Origin of the sequence: Paludibacterium denitrificans (assembly GCF_009707705.1) — a bacterium.
Classification (GTDB): Bacteria; Pseudomonadota; Gammaproteobacteria; order Burkholderiales; family Chromobacteriaceae; genus Paludibacterium_A; species Paludibacterium_A denitrificans.
Genome location: NZ_WLYX01000001.1, coordinates 1534738 through 1548113, shown reverse-complemented (window position 1 = coordinate 1548113; position 13376 = coordinate 1534738). Strand labels below are relative to the sequence as shown.

The 13376-nt window shown below is 62.8% G+C and carries 16 protein-coding genes and 3 pseudogenes; 15 read left to right on the top strand and 4 right to left on the bottom strand.

Going from position 1 to position 13376, the window contains the following annotated elements; genetic code table 11:
• Positions 1 to 119 precede the first annotated feature (119 nt).
• From GKE73_RS10260 to GKE73_RS10230, 7 genes and pseudogenes are all read left to right on the top strand, one after another.
• A complete protein-coding gene (locus tag GKE73_RS10260) occupies positions 120 to 515 on the top strand; it encodes a hypothetical protein (RefSeq protein ID WP_230369967.1) in 396 nt (131 codons plus the stop codon).
• Between the two features lie 153 nt (positions 516 to 668).
• Positions 669 to 1437, top strand: a pseudogene (locus tag GKE73_RS10255) (ParA family protein); the annotation flags it as partial.
• A 21-nt stretch (positions 1438 to 1458) separates the two neighbouring features.
• The gene (locus GKE73_RS10250; RefSeq protein ID WP_376767424.1) at positions 1459 to 2415 is read left to right on the top strand and encodes a CHASE domain-containing protein; all 957 of its coding nucleotides are present in this window, start codon (positions 1459 to 1461) and stop codon (positions 2413 to 2415) included.
• Positions 2393 to 3073 carry a PAS domain-containing protein gene (locus GKE73_RS10245; protein ID WP_512698924.1) on the top strand — a complete coding sequence of 227 codons (681 nt, stop codon included), beginning with the start codon at positions 2393 to 2395 and terminating at the stop codon, positions 3071 to 3073. Before GKE73_RS10250 ends, GKE73_RS10245 begins: the two co-directional genes overlap by 23 nt.
• The gene (locus tag GKE73_RS10240) at positions 2964 to 3206 is read left to right on the top strand and encodes a hypothetical protein (protein ID WP_376767331.1); all 243 of its coding nucleotides are present in this window, start codon (positions 2964 to 2966) and stop codon (positions 3204 to 3206) included. Before GKE73_RS10245 ends, GKE73_RS10240 begins: the two co-directional genes overlap by 110 nt.
• Positions 3207 to 3214: 8 nt before the next feature.
• Positions 3215 to 4059, top strand: a pseudogene (locus GKE73_RS10235) (sensor histidine kinase).
• Positions 4034 to 4972 carry an ATP-binding response regulator gene (locus GKE73_RS10230; RefSeq protein ID WP_230369961.1) on the top strand — a complete coding sequence of 313 codons (939 nt, stop codon included), beginning with the start codon at positions 4034 to 4036 and terminating at the stop codon, positions 4970 to 4972. The pseudogene GKE73_RS10235 and the gene GKE73_RS10230 overlap by 26 nt, the downstream one beginning before the upstream one ends.
• Here GKE73_RS10230 and GKE73_RS10225 read toward each other — a convergent pair.
• Together GKE73_RS10225 and GKE73_RS10220 are read right to left on the bottom strand one after the other, a co-directional pair.
• Entirely contained in the window at positions 4915 to 5802 is an 888-nt protein-coding gene (locus GKE73_RS10225; protein ID WP_230369960.1) for a ComEC/Rec2 family competence protein, read from the bottom strand. The two genes, GKE73_RS10230 and GKE73_RS10225, sit on opposite strands and share 58 nt — an antisense overlap.
• The gene (locus GKE73_RS10220; RefSeq protein WP_230369959.1) at positions 5694 to 7058 is read right to left on the bottom strand and encodes a ComEC/Rec2 family competence protein; all 1365 of its coding nucleotides are present in this window, start codon (positions 7056 to 7058) and stop codon (positions 5694 to 5696) included. The genes GKE73_RS10225 and GKE73_RS10220 overlap by 109 nt, the downstream gene beginning before the upstream one ends.
• Before the next feature lie 304 nt (positions 7059 to 7362).
• Between GKE73_RS10220 and GKE73_RS26540 the strand changes: the two genes are divergently transcribed.
• From GKE73_RS26540 to GKE73_RS10205, 3 genes are read left to right on the top strand one after another with little or no spacing between them, the layout of a single operon-like run.
• Positions 7363 to 7551 carry a hypothetical protein gene (locus GKE73_RS26540; protein WP_230369958.1) on the top strand — a complete coding sequence of 63 codons (189 nt, stop codon included), beginning with the start codon at positions 7363 to 7365 and terminating at the stop codon, positions 7549 to 7551.
• Entirely contained in the window at positions 7491 to 7880 is a 390-nt protein-coding gene (locus GKE73_RS10210; RefSeq protein ID WP_312854558.1) for a TIGR00645 family protein, read from the top strand. The genes GKE73_RS26540 and GKE73_RS10210 overlap by 61 nt, the downstream gene beginning before the upstream one ends.
• Before the next feature lie 17 nt (positions 7881 to 7897).
• Positions 7898 to 8677: a class I SAM-dependent methyltransferase gene (locus GKE73_RS10205; protein WP_230369957.1), complete on the top strand. Its 780-nt coding sequence runs from the start codon at positions 7898 to 7900 to the stop codon at positions 8675 to 8677.
• A gap of 25 nt (positions 8678 to 8702) precedes the next feature.
• Here GKE73_RS10205 and GKE73_RS10200 read toward each other — a convergent pair whose 3' ends face one another.
• Positions 8703 to 8996, bottom strand: coding sequence for a DUF2325 domain-containing protein (locus GKE73_RS10200; protein WP_230369956.1), 294 nt, complete (start codon positions 8994 to 8996; stop codon positions 8703 to 8705).
• Between the two features lie 163 nt (positions 8997 to 9159).
• Entirely contained in the window at positions 9160 to 10674 is a 1515-nt protein-coding gene (locus GKE73_RS10195; RefSeq protein WP_230369955.1) for an MFS transporter, read from the bottom strand.
• A gap of 84 nt (positions 10675 to 10758) precedes the next feature.
• Between GKE73_RS10195 and GKE73_RS24760 the strand changes: the two are divergent.
• The 5 genes and pseudogenes from GKE73_RS24760 to dapC all read left to right on the top strand — a co-directional run.
• A pseudogene (locus GKE73_RS24760) lies at positions 10759 to 10923 on the top strand (LysR family transcriptional regulator); the annotation flags it as partial.
• Between the two features lie 178 nt (positions 10924 to 11101).
• Positions 11102 to 11476: a LysR substrate-binding domain-containing protein gene (locus GKE73_RS10185; RefSeq protein WP_230371461.1), complete on the top strand. Its 375-nt coding sequence runs from the start codon at positions 11102 to 11104 to the stop codon at positions 11474 to 11476.
• Positions 11410 to 11751, top strand: a complete 342-nt coding sequence (locus tag GKE73_RS10180) for a type 2 periplasmic-binding domain-containing protein (protein ID WP_230371559.1) — start codon at positions 11410 to 11412, stop codon at positions 11749 to 11751. The genes GKE73_RS10185 and GKE73_RS10180 overlap by 67 nt, the downstream gene beginning before the upstream one ends.
• Before the next feature lie 9 nt (positions 11752 to 11760).
• Positions 11761 to 11985 (top strand): SlyX family protein, encoded by a 225-nt coding sequence (locus GKE73_RS10175; RefSeq protein ID WP_230369954.1) that lies wholly within the window; start codon positions 11761 to 11763, stop codon positions 11983 to 11985.
• A 163-nt stretch (positions 11986 to 12148) separates the two neighbouring features.
• Entirely contained in the window at positions 12149 to 13333 is a 1185-nt protein-coding gene (gene dapC / locus GKE73_RS10170; RefSeq protein ID WP_230369953.1) for a succinyldiaminopimelate transaminase, read from the top strand.
• Positions 13334 to 13376: the final 43 nt, after the last annotated feature.

Genomic DNA, 13376 nt, shown 5'->3' with positions numbered 1-13376 from the left:
TGGCCGAACCGTCAGCTGGCGGGCATGAAAGCGGCGTGCCTCTGCGCCCCATGGAGACCACAGAGGTTTTCGCCGCCGGGGCGCTGTGCGACACTTGCACCATCCAATGGAGAACTCCGATGAATTACCGTGTGCTTGCCCTGATGGCGGCCGCCAGCATTCTGGTAAGCTGCGCCAGCGCCCCGACGTCCACCCTGTCGCACCGACCGGCGCGCCCGCCGGTCAACCAGCCCAGCGCCGACTGGGAAAACACCGGGGTCAGCCCCAATGGCAACATCCTGAATGAGCTGGACAAGTTGTCGATCAAGCGCGAGGGAACGCTGGTGACGTTCCGCGACCGCAAGACCATCTTCAACCTGAAGAAGGAAAACTTCCTGTCCACCCCGCGCCACAAGGTATCGATCAATACCGGCAGATGGACTGCAACGCGCGCACCTTCTGGCTCAAGGCCATGGTGTTATTTGACGAGAATGGTCGCCAGATCGCCAGCTTCACTTACAATGACGGGCAGATAAAGCCAATGCCGGTGGTTCAGAACTCGGCCAGCTATCAGCAAATGCAGTCGGTGTGCCGGGCCATAACGCGCTCTGAGCCGCCTCTCCACGGTCAGGGTCTGGCGCCCGGCGGCAGATCCTCCCCGATAACGCCGTATGCGAAAGGACGTCACCATGCACGCCATCCGACGTGTGGTATTCAACCAGAAAGGTGGAGTCGGCAAATCCACCATCACCGTCAACCCGGCAGCCGTGGCCGCCCGGCAAGGCAAGCGGGTACTGGTGATCGATCTGGACCCGCAAGGCAATGCCAGCCACTACCTGCTGGGGCAAGCGGCCAGCGGGATCACGCCGAGCGCCGCCGACTTCTTTGGCGACATGCTCAACATCAGCCTGTTCAACAAGGCGCCGCAGGACTTTGTCGTGGCCACGCCGTTTGACGGCCTGTCGTTGCTGGCGTCTCATCCGGAGTTGGCCGAACTGATGGTCAAGCTGGAAGCGCGCTACAAGATGTTCAAGCTGAAGGAAGCGCTGGACCAACTGGCCGACAAGTACGATGAAGTCTGGATCGACACACCGTCGGCGCTGAACTTTTTCACCCGCTCCGCCCTGATCGCCGCCGAGCGCTGCCTGATTCCCTTCGACTGCGATGCGTTCTCGCGTCAGGCGCTGTACAACCTGATGAACAGCGCCGAGGAAATCCGTGCCGATCACAACCCGGCGCTGCGCATCGAGGGCATTGTCGTCAATCAGTTCCAGCCACGCGCCAGCCTGCCGCAGCGCACTGGTAAACGAGCTGAAAGGCGAAGGACTGCCGGTGCTGGACGCCACGCTGTCGGCGTCGGTCAAGATCCGCGAATCCCACGATGTCGCCCGGCCGATGATCTACCTTGAGCCACGCCACAAACTGGCGCAGGAATTCGAGGCGCTCTACACCGAACTGACGCCTGATCGCGCCCCATCCATGGTCCGCATCCATCGACTGACCTCCGTGCTGCTGAGCGGCGTGCTGGCGCTCGCGCTACTGTTGGCCGAATACGGACTGCTGCTCAATTACGACCGCTCCAGCGAACAGGAGCGCTTGCGCCACTGGGGCGAACTGGGCGCAGAGCTGCTGGCCGTGCGCCTGCAGGAGGCGCTGGACCACACCGCGCTGCTGACACAAAGCCTTGCGCACCAGTCGGCCAGCCTGCGCAACCCGGCCACCTTGAGCCATATCGCGCAAACCCTGCTGCGCGACGACAGTAACTATCGCGGACTGGGGATTGTGCGCAAGATCATGCCGACCCAACGCACGGCCTTCGAAGCGCAGATCGCCAACAACATCCGCATGCTGAAAAACGGCCACCTGCTGCCCAGCCCGAGCCTGCCGGTGTATTACCCGCTGGAAAGCTATCTGCCGGACGACGCCAACGCCTTGCCGCAAGGGCTGGACATGGGCAGCCTGCTGAGCAGCCGCCGCACGCTGGAAATGGCGCGCAACCGCGGCTTGCCCATGCTGCTGTTCAGTACGCCGAGCAACGGCCATCGCTTACTGGACATCGTCACCAATCTGGACGAGGAAGGGCGGATGCTGCTGGTCAACCTGCGCAGCGAACGGCTGGTGCAGTCCAGCCTCAGCACCCCGGCCAGCAACCTGCTGCTGCAACACGTGCGGCTGGTGGCGTGGACCGCTGACCAGCCAGACAGCCCGAGCCTCGACTCCCACCCCAACCTGCCCGCTCCGGTCGGTACGCCGCTGCTGACCATCAAACATACGCTGGGTGGCAGCGATGTGCTGTTTGGCGCCTATGCGCTGGACAGCAGCCCACCCACGCTCAGTTCGTCCAGCTACCTGATGCTAGGCCTGTCGGCGCTGCTGCTGGCGTTGCTGATGGCGCTGCATCAATACCAGTTGAGTGCCAATACCAGACTGCGCTAAGCAATTGAATCGCCAACGCCAGCAACTGGAAGACAGTAACCGCTCGTTGCGCCAGCAGATTAACGAGCGCCTGCATTCCGAACAGGCGTTGGCCGAAAGCGAAGCGCTGTTGCGCGCCGCCTTGCAGGCCAGCTCGGACGCCATTGTGCTGACCGATCAGCATGGCAAGATCCTGCGGGCCAATCCGGCCACCGCACGGCTGGCGGGCCAACCGGCGCAATCGCTGGAACAGCTGCCGCTGGGTGTGCTGCTGCCTGACTTTTACCGCTTGCCGGGCGAGCAGCCGTTTGCACAGATGGCCGACCAGCACGAAGGTACGCCGTTTGAAACCGAACTCACGCGCAGTGATCAGCACCCGCTGCCGGTGGAACTGACGCTCAACCACGTGGTCATGCCCAACGACTGCTTCTACGTGGCCGTGTGCCGTGACATCAGCCTGCGCAAGCAGCAGGAAGCCGCGCTGATCAACCTGAAAAACAGCCTGACCGAACAGGTGGAAATGCAGAGCGAAGCAGCTGTCGGCGCTGCTGGAAGCCAGCCCGCTGGCCATGGCGTACATTGTCGATCGCACCATCAAGCAGGTGAACCGGGCGTTTCTGGAGCTGTTCGAGCGGCGCGAGGCCGACGTGATCGACGGCGGCACCCTGCCGTACTTTGAAAACCCGCAACAATGGGAACGCACCGGCAACGCGCTGTTCCATCAAATTAACGATGGTTTGGTGGCACAGGCCGAAGTGCGCCTGCTCACCGGTCAGGGCCGTTCTGGTGCCGCCTGTTTGCCAAGGCGTTAAATCCGTCGGTGCCCAAGCTCGGTGCCATCTGGCTGTATCAGGACATTTCCGCGCAACGCGAGGCGGAAGAAACGCTGCGCCATGCCAAACAGTTGGCCGAACAATCCAGCCGCGCCAAGACCGAATTCCTCGCCAACATGTCGCACGAATTGCGCACGCCAATGCACGCCATCCTCGGCTTTGCCGAAATGGGCCAGCTCAACGTGACGCGGTTGCCGCACGATACGCTGGCGCGTTACTTCCAGCGCATTCACAGCAGTGGCGAGCGCCTGCTGGCGCTGCTGAACGACCTGCTCGACCTGTCCAAGATGGACGCGGGGCGCATGGAATATCATCTGGCTGAGCACGATCTGGTGGCCTGTGTGCGCGAAGCTTGCGACGAACTCACCGCCGTGGCCACGGAACGCCAGCTGAGCCTGAAACTGGATGCTCCCGCGCAACTGCTGGGCTGGTTCGATCCGCTGCGCATCGGTCAGGTGCTGCGCAATTTGCTGTCCAATGCCATCAAGTTCAGCCCGGCCGGGCAGGAAATTCATATCCGGCTGGGGCAACGGCCCAAGGGCGGTGAAGGCGATTTGTGGGTTTGCGTCGAGGACCACGGGCCGGGCGTCCCAGCGGACGAGCGGGAAGCCATCTTCGACAAATTCGTGCAAAGCCGTTTCACCCGCACCGGCGCGGGTGGTTCCGGCCTGGGCTGGCCATCTGCCGCGAAATCATCCATGCCCACCACGGCTCGATTCACGTCCGCAACCGACCGCAGGGCGGAGCGGCCTTCACCTTTATCCTGCCGCGCCAGCCGCAGCTGACCGGCGCTAGCGAGATCAGTCATGCCCCATCGTCTACTCCTCGTTGACGACGAACCATTCAATCTGGAATTGCTGAGCGAGCACCTGTCCAGTTGTGGCTATGACACGGTCAGCGTGGAAAGTGGCGACGCCGCCCGGCAGTGCCTGAGCGAACAAGGCGAAACGTTTTCCGCCATTTTGCTCGACAAGATGATGCCCGGGATGGATGGCTTTGAGCTGCTCAGGCGCATCAAGGCCACGCCAGCGCTGGAATTCTTGCCGGTGATCATGCAAACCGCCATGGGTACCGCCACCAGCGTGCAGCAAGGGCTGGCGGCGGGGGCGTTTTACTACCTGACCAAGCCGTTCTCACGCGACATGCTATTGGCCGTGGTAGCGGCGGCCGTCAGCCACTGGGACCGCCACTCGCGTTTCAAGGAACTGGCCACCCAGCAGCTGGACGCGCTGCCACATCTGCAGCAGGCACAATTCAGCCTGCGCCATCACAAAGAAGCACAAAGCGTGTCGGCACTGCTGGCGCGCACCTGTCCGCAGCCGGAACGGGTGGCTACTGGCCTGTTCGAACTGCTGGTCAATGCCATCGAACATGGCAATCTGTCGATCAACTACGCGGAAAAAAGCACGCTGCAGCAACACGGCATCTGGGAAGCGGAGCTGGAACAACGGTTATCCCTGCCCTATTACCAGACACGCCGGGTCGAGGTGACATTCGAACGCGCGGCGACACACATCAGCTTCACCATCCGCGACATGGGCGAAGGCTTCGACTGGTCGTCCTACCAGCATGCCGACCACGCCACGCTGCTCAGTCGCCATGGCCGCGGCATCCTGATTGCGCGTAAGCTGTCGTTCGACACGCTGGAATACCGCGGCTGTGGCAACGAGGTGGTTGCCCGGTGCAGTTATAGCCCTCGGCCAGCCGCTGGCGGCGCTCCGCAATCGCCCTCTGCACGCCAGTAACGCCGTGCCGCGGTGCGATAACAGGAAGGCACCGTCGTTGCGCCAAGTTGCAAGGTAATGGCGCCATCCAGATCGGTACGCAGCACCGAAATGGCCGCCTGCTGCACACGAGCCAACACCGACGGATGCGGATGGTGATAGCGGTTGAGATAACCGGCACTGACCACCAACCAGGCCGGGTGCAGCGCGGCCAGCCAGTCATCCGCGCTGGACGTCTTACTGCCATGGTGCCCGGCCACCAGCACGGTGCTGCCTAGCGCCGGGCCATAACGGCGCACCAATTCGCTTTCCACCGCTTGCGGCGCATCGCCGCTCAACATGATCGCCTGCTGGCGGGTAGCAACGCGCAGCACGCAACTGTGACTGTTGTCATCGGCCGCCATCTCCTGCGCCCCCGGAGACAACACATCAAAGCGTACGCCGTCCCAAACCCAGCTCTGACCGCGCAGGCAGGCACTGCCACGCAACCCCATTTCAGCCAGACTCTGTGGCTGCCCGGCCAGAATTCGGCCAACCTTGATGCCCGCCAGCAGGCTTGCCGCCGCGCCATCGTGATCGTTGTCATGGTGTGACAGCAGCACGGTATCAAGCCGCTCCACCCCCAACCCGGCCAATTGCGGCAACACGATGCGGCCCGCCTCACCCGGTCCGGTGTCAAACAGCAGGTTATGGCGCGCGGTTTGCAGCAAGACCGCCAGACCCTGACCGACATCCAGCACCGTCACGCGCAGCTGCCCGGCGCGGGCAAGGTTGGCCGAAACACCAGCAGCGGCAGCAACAAACAGGCGCCCAGTGCCCGACCCGGCACCCCGCGCGGCGCGATCAGCCAACACGTGCCGCCCAACGCCAGCGCGAGCAGTGGCCACGGCTGGCCGGGCAAACTCCATGGCGGCCACTGCGCCAGCCAGTCCACACCCAGATAAAACAGCCGCACCACGGCCGCAGCCAGTTGTAAACCGCCATCCCACGGCAAAGCCACCGCCAGCAGCGACAAGGGCGTCAACAATCCCGACACCAGCGGAATGGCCAGCGCATTGGCCAGTGGCGAGAGCAGCGGCACATTGCCAAAGAACACCAGCAAGGGCACCAGCGACATCACCAGCACCGCCCACTGTCCGGCCAGCGCCGCGCGCCATTTGCCGGGTGGCCGCCGACGGCCAAGGGTGCTGGCCATCAGCGCTGCCACCAGCCCGAACGACAGCCACAACCCCGGCGCCAGCACGGCAAACGGATCGAGCAGCAACACCAGTGTCAGCGCCAGCCACCAGATCTGAAACGGCGAACTGGCCCGCCGCCACAGCAGCATCAGCACCACCACGGCCAGCATGAACAGCGTGCGCTGCGTCGGCACCGACAGCCCGGCGAGCACGGCATAGAACGTCGCCACCGCCAGTGTCACGTAAGCCACCACCACGCGTGGCGGCACGCGGCGCGTCGGCCAGCGCCGTAGCAGGGCGCGCGCCAACAACCCGGCCAAACCCGCCACCATGGTGATATGCAACCCGGAAATGGAGACCAGATGCGTCAGCCCGGTACGGGCAAACAACGCCCAGTCAGCGCGATCGATTCCTTGCTGGTCGCCCACCGTCAGTGCGGCAATCAACGCCGCCTCACGCCCCGGCCCCAGCGCCTGTTCGATACGGGCAACCACTGCTGCCCGCAGCCGGTCGATGTACGCGCGCGCATCATCGGCATCGGCCAGCCGCTGCGGATTTTTGCCAATGGCGCCGCTGGCAAGCAGCCCTTCCGACCACATCCACTGCTCGGCATCAAAGCCGTAGGGGTTGGCCGAAGCGTGGCGCTGTTTCAGCCGTACCGTCAGTTGCCAGCGGCTGCCCCCTTTAAGCCAGTTCCCGCCGCGATAGTCGGTCAGCTGCACGCGCGACGGCACCGTCACGCCAGCCGTCAGCACCCGCTCCACCTGCAAGGTCAGGCGCCAACCGAATTCACTGGCATCGGGCAGACCGCGCACCACGCCCACCAGCTCGATCGGCTGCTGCTGCCAGTCGGCAAGGTTTGCGCCAGACGCCACTCGGCGCGCCAGCTGGCATAGCTCAGGCCCAACAGCAACGCCGCCAGCAGCCACCAGGCCCGGCGCCAGCGTCCGCGGCTACACACGGCGGCCACGGCTAGCGAGCAGCAGCAAGCCGACACTGTTGCCAGACAGCACCGGTCCGTACCCACACAGCACCACGCCCATCACAAACGCCGCCAGCACCGGCATAGTGTGCTCCCGTCAGCCATTAAGGGACGACAACCAGACTTGCTGGTCACCACTCAACCGATCATGCCATGCGGGTAGCCATTTTCAAGCTGACACGGCATCGCCCACGGTACGGCGTGCTACACTTTGTGCCCGATCGCCGGGCCTTTGCTGCGCCGGGCCTCCCTTGTCCAACCCTAACGAACACGACGTGATGATAGAAAAACTACTCGAACGCCTGATGTACGCCTCGCGCTGGATTCTGGCCCCCATCTATCTCGGCCTCAGCCTGACGCTGGTGGCGCTGGCGATAAAATTTTTCCGGAGCTGGCCCATGTACTACCGGCCATCTTTACCATTGCGGAAGCCGACCTGATTCTGGTGGTGCTATCGATGATCGACATCTCGCTGGTAGGCGGGCTGATCGTCATGGTGATGCTGTCCAGCTACGAGAACTTCGTGTCGCGGCTGGACCTGAGCGAAGATCACGAAAAACTTAGCTGGCTGGGCAAGATGGACTCCACCAGCCTGAAGAACAAGGTGGCCGCCTCCATCGTGGCCATCTCATCCATCCATCTGCTCAAGCTGTTCATGAACGCGGGCAACGTCAGCAATGACAAGCTGCTGTGGTATGTCGTCATCCACCTGACGTTTGTGCTGTCGGCGTTTGTCATGGGCATGCTCGACAAACTGACCAAACATTAACCGGATAGACCGCTCGCATGACCACTCCCCTGTATTGTGCCGAGGCCGCCCGCCGCGATTACGCGCAAAGGTTGGCCGAACGTTTCCAGCTGCCCCTGCTGTCGCGCCGTCCCACGGACGGCTATTGGCTGGAACTGGGGGCAGAGCGGCTGGAGCTGGTCACCACCGGCAAGCACGGCGCGGTCTATGCCGAATTTGTCGAAGGCGCGGCGCGGCATCGGCGCGAACAAGGCGGCGGCCGCGGCCAGCCGGTGGCCAAGGCCATCGGGCTGAAAGGTGCCAAGGAAATCCCCAGCGTGGTAGATGCCACCGCCCTTGGCCGCGACAGCTTCGTGCTGGCCAGCCTGGGGTGTCATGTAACGCTGGTGGAACGCTCGCCGGTCGCGGCGGCCTTGCTGTTTGATGCGCTGGACCGCGCCAGCAGCCATACCGATACCGCCGACATCGCCGCCCGCATGGTGCTGGTACATGCCAATGCCATCGATTGGCTCGCCACGCTGGCCGAGGCCGACAAGCCGGATGTCGTGCTGGTCGACCCGATGTTCCCCGACACCGACAAGAAATCGGCGGCCGCCAAGAAAGACATGCAGGCGTTCCAGCAGGTGATTGGCGACGATCTGGATACGCTTGCGCTGCTCAGTGCCGCGCTGGCGGCGGCACGACGCCGGGTGGTGGTAAAACGTCCGCGCCTCGGGCCGGCGATTGCAGGTATCGCCCCGTCGGCGGTACTGGATGGCAAATCCACCCGCTTCGACCTTTACAGCATCAAGGCGCTGAACAGCAGCCCGGCCGCCTGACGGCCACTTCGCGCCAGACCAAGGCTCAGTGCAGTTTCCAGCCGTCGTGCTGCAACCGTTCCTGTACCGCCGTGGCGGATCGGCGACAGGCCAGCACCGGAATCCCCCGCGCCGCCGCCGTGTCGCGATAATGACGCATGGCGTTGTGGCACAGAAAATCCGTCAGCAAGATCAGCAGCTCGGTATTCTTCGGTAACGTGGTTTTGCGCGAATGCGCGGTATTGCGCCCGGAAATGTGTTGGGCGATACGGATATTGTAACTGGCCAGAATCTCCGGGATTTTCCCCAGACTGTCGGCACCAATCAGCAAGGCGTTCATCGTGTTTTCCTGTCAGCACATACCGCGCGCGGGCGCGGGGACAGGTCAAACTTAACGTCGCCCATTAATGGCGTAAAGCGATATTAAGTGCGTTTTATATCGCTTTTTTGAATAAAAAAGACCACCGACCAGACGGCGCCGGTGGTTCGGCCAACTTGGGCCCTTAAATAAATCGTCGCTGCCAGGCCACCAGCACCGCGGCCAGCAAGGCCACCATGCCAACGCCCCAGAAGAAATCCTGACATGCCATCAGCGTGGACTGACGCGTCAACGCCACGCCCAATTGAGCCAGCGAGCTGGATGACGGGTTCGTCAGCAGCCCCCACGGGTCGGCCCCGACACCGGCACCGCCGTACCACGGCGACATCTGGCCGGTACTTTCCGCCAGACGGTGGTAATGCAGGTTGCTGCGCATCTGCAGGATGATGGTGGCCCACGACAGCCCCATGGAGTTGGCCACCTCACGCATGGCGTTCTTCACCTGATAAGCGTGGGTAAACACCTTTTCTTCCACCCCACGGAAGGTCCCGGCGGCAGCGGTACCCAACACCAGTGGCATGAACAGGCCACTTAACAACATCACCGGGATAACCATGGTTGCCAGCGGCACGTCTTCGCTCAGGCGCTCCATCATCACGCCGAAAATCAGCAACAGGCCAAGACCACACAACAGGTAATACTTGATGTAGGGCCAGCGCATCATCAGCTTCAAATGACCAAACGCCACAGGCACACCAATCAGCGTGCTCAACCCCATCAGCAAGCCGGTGTTTTGCACGGCAATACCCAGCCCCTGCACCATGAATACCGGCAGGATATAGTTGCAGGCAGACACGATCAGGTAGCCAAAGCAGTACACCGACAGCCCCAGCACATAGCGCTCGCTGGTGAATTCGCGGTAGGAAATCAGTGGGGTCTCGCGGCGCCATTCATGCCACAACGTGCCCAGCAGGATGGCCACGGCAAAGAAGCCCAAGGCCCACAGGTGCAGGCCATTGGAGAACAAGTCAAAACGCGCGCGTTCCAGCGCAAACTGCAACAGGAAGATGCCGCCAGCCAACATCAGCACGCCCCGTGGGTGCAGCTCGTCCGGCTGTTCGTTTTCGACCGGCTCACGTTCCGGCACCGCGCGCGCCACCACGATGTCCACCAGCAACGCCAGCGGCACCATGATCAGGAACATGCCGCGCCAGCTGTAGTTTTCCACCATGAAGGCCGCCAGCACCGGAGCAAGACCGGAGCCGAAGATAATGCCCACCGGCATGGCCAGCATGGCCGGAATCCGCGCCTTGCCCTGATAGTGCAGAATCTGCACGCGCGAGGCGGTAAAGAACGCCGCGCCGCCCACCGCCTGCACCATGCGGCCGACAATGAATTCCGGCACGTTATTGGCACAGCCGCACATCAGCGCACCGATACCAAACGACAGCAACGACAGCCGCAGCATGGTGCGGTAGCCAAACTGCTGCACCAGCCAGCGGTGGCTCAGAATCATCACCACGGCCACGGCGGCGTAACAGGCAGCAGCCAGACTGAACTCCTCCGGCGCCGCGTCGATGCCCCCGCTGATATAGCTGGAAGCAAATGCCACCATGATGGTTTGCAGGTATTCGAGCATCACGATCATGGCAATGGAGACGTGGTGCAACGACAACCGCGAAGACGACGAAAACGACATGGAATGAGTTCGGGAATGGTACTGGAAGCAGCAATTGTCACGCACGGCGCGTTATGATGGAAATCAATTGATATAATACAAATCATGCACAGCTTCGATTTACATCATGGGGATTTCCGCCGCATCGATCTCAACCTGCTGGTCGCGTTTGATGCCTTGATGCAAGAGCGCCACGTCAGCCGGGCGGCGGCGCGGCTTTTTGTCGGCCAACCCGCCATGAGCCATGCGCTGGCGCGGCTGCGCGACGTGCTGGGCGACCCGCTGTTTGTTCGCACCGGCAACCAGATGGAACCGACGGCACGGGCGCAGGCACTCGCCCCGCACATTCGCGCCCTGGCTGGAAGATGCCAACCAGTTTCTGTTTGCTCCGGACAACTTCGACCCGGCACAAGCGCAGGCCACCTTCAGCTCGGCCGCACCGGACGGCATGGAAGCCATCCTCTACCCGGCACTGATTGGGCAGTTACGTACGCAGGCACCGGGCGTACAGCTACGTTCCTACCTGCTGGAAACCGATCAACAGCTCACGGCGCTGGACAACGACGATGTCGATTTGTTGATTACCGCCACACCGCTGCCACTGCGCGACTGGCATTCGCATCAGCTGCTGATGCAGTCGGGTTTTACCGCCATCCATGCCCAAAGCCAGCTGAACCTGCCCGATCCGCCGACGCTGGCCGACCTCGCGCGCTGCGACCATGTCGCCAGCAGTTATCGTGGCTCGGCCGTAACGGCGTGGTGGACCATCTGTTTGCCGCCAATGGCCTCGCCCGCCGCATCGTCGCCATGTCGGCCAGCCTGATCGCCATCAGCCACATCATCCGCCGGGCGCCGCTGGTTTCGGTGCAACCCACGCTCTACCTGCCGCTGTTCCGCAGCACGCCGGACATCGTCTGCACGCCGCTGGATGACACCGTGCACATCAACATCAACATGGTCTGGCATTGCCGCAATGACAAGCAGCCGCTGCACCGCTTCCTGCGCACGCTGCTGTGTCAGCAACAGCAATGCCGATTTGGCGACACACCCGCCGTGCCGGGCGAGCAGAACGCGGCACGCCACACGGCGTCGGGTTAGAATGGCGCCATGGAAACCTCAACCGATACCCGGCTGGCCGAACTGGAAGTGAAACTGGCCTTTCAGGATGATCTGCTCGACGCGCTCAACAGCACCGTCGCCCGGCAACAGCAGCAGCTTGATCTGTTACAACAGCAACTGCGCCTGCTCTATCAGCAGCTGCGCGCCAGCCAGCCCGATGGCAGCGGCGGCGAAGCCCATTCGTTGCGCGACGACATTCCGCCCCATTACTGAACCGGTTCGGCCAACCTTGCCGCCCGAGCGCCGCCGGGGCGGCGGCAGCCGACGCTTTCGTTTTACAACTGGGCTAAGCAATTTTTTAACATGGCTTAGCCGCGCTGCCCGGCTCTCCGGTACGCGCCGCCAACCTTATGCATTAGTGTGGAGAAACCACCCCGTGAACCCAAATCTGGCCAGCTTGCAGCCCTATCCGTTCCAGCGGCTACGCGCCCTGATGGCGGGCATCACCCCGCCGCCCGGCAAAAACCACATCAACCTGTCGATCGGCGAGCCCAAACACCCCACGCCGGACGTCATCAAAACCGCGCTAGTGGGCGCGCTGGGCGGGCTGGCCAGCTACCCGGCCACCCTCGGCAGTGAAGATCTGCGTCAGGCATGCGGCCGCTGGCTGCAACGTCGCTACGGCCTGAACCTCGACCCGGCTAAGGAAATCCTGCCGGTCAACGGCAGCCGCGAAGCGCTGTTTGCCTTCACCCAGACGGTCATCGACCCGAGCGCCAGAAAGCCGGTGGTGATTTCGCCCAACCCGTTTTACCAGATCTACGAAGGCGCCGCGCTGCTGGCAGGCGCCGAGCCTTACTACGTCAACTGTCTGGCCAGCAACCGCTTCCAGCCAGACTGGCAAGCGGTGCCGGAAGCCATCTGGCAACGCACCCAGCTGGTATTCGTCTGCAGCCCGGGCAACCCCACCGGCGCGGTGATGACGCTGGACGACTGGAAAAACCTGTTCGAGCTGTCTGACCGCTACGGCTTTGTCATCGCCAGCGATGAATGCTATTCGGAAATCCATTTCGGCCAACCTCCGCTGGGAGGGCTGCAAGCCGCGCAACAACTGGGACGTAGCCACGAACGGCTGGTCATGTTCACCAGCCTGTCCAAACGCTCCAATGCACCGGGCATGCGTTCCGGCTTTGTCGTAAGCGATGCCGCGCTGCTGGAAAAATTCCTGCTGTACCGCACCTACCACGGCAGCGCCATGTGCCCGAGCATTCAGGTTGCCAGCGTGGCCGCTTGGGACGACGAAGCACACGTTGAAGCCAACCGTGCGGCGTATAGCGCCAAGTTCGACGCCGTCCTGCCGCTGTTAGAGGACGTGCTGGAAGTCAGCCGCCCGGATGCCAGCTTCTACCTGTGGGCCAAGGTGCCCGGCGGCGATGACACCGCCTTTGCCCAGCGGCTGTTCCAGCAGGAACACATCACGGTACTGCCCGGCTCGTTCCTCGCCCGCGATGCCCACGGCGTCAATCCGGGCAAGGGCTATATCCGCATCGCACTGGTCGCCACCCTCGAAGACTGCGTGCAGGGCGCCGAACGCCTGCGCCAGTTTGTTACCCACTACTGAAAGCCATACGACATACTCTATGCCGGTATCCATCCACATTGCC

What these genes read in the sequence shown, in the direction of transcription:
- GKE73_RS10260 (WP_230369967.1), top strand. Translation starts at nt 120, where the DNA reads ATGAATTACCGTGTGCTTGCCCTGATGGCGGCCGCCAGCATTCTGGTA.
- GKE73_RS10250 (WP_376767424.1), top strand. Translation starts at nt 1,459, where the DNA reads ATGGTCCGCATCCATCGACTGACCTCCGTGCTGCTGAGCGGCGTGCTG.
- GKE73_RS10240 (WP_376767331.1), top strand. Translation starts at nt 2,964, where the DNA reads ATGGCGTACATTGTCGATCGCACCATCAAGCAGGTGAACCGGGCGTTT.
- GKE73_RS10230 (WP_230369961.1), top strand. Translation starts at nt 4,034, where the DNA reads ATGCCCCATCGTCTACTCCTCGTTGACGACGAACCATTCAATCTGGAA.
- GKE73_RS10205 (WP_230369957.1), top strand. Translation starts at nt 7,898, where the DNA reads ATGACCACTCCCCTGTATTGTGCCGAGGCCGCCCGCCGCGATTACGCG.
- GKE73_RS10200 (WP_230369956.1), bottom strand. Translation starts at nt 8,996, where the DNA reads ATGAACGCCTTGCTGATTGGTGCCGACAGTCTGGGGAAAATCCCGGAG.
- GKE73_RS10195 (WP_230369955.1), bottom strand. Translation starts at nt 10,674, where the DNA reads ATGTCGTTTTCGTCGTCTTCGCGGTTGTCGTTGCACCACGTCTCCATT.
- GKE73_RS10185 (WP_230371461.1), top strand. Translation starts at nt 11,102, where the DNA reads ATGGAAGCCATCCTCTACCCGGCACTGATTGGGCAGTTACGTACGCAG.
- GKE73_RS10175 (WP_230369954.1), top strand. Translation starts at nt 11,761, where the DNA reads ATGGAAACCTCAACCGATACCCGGCTGGCCGAACTGGAAGTGAAACTG.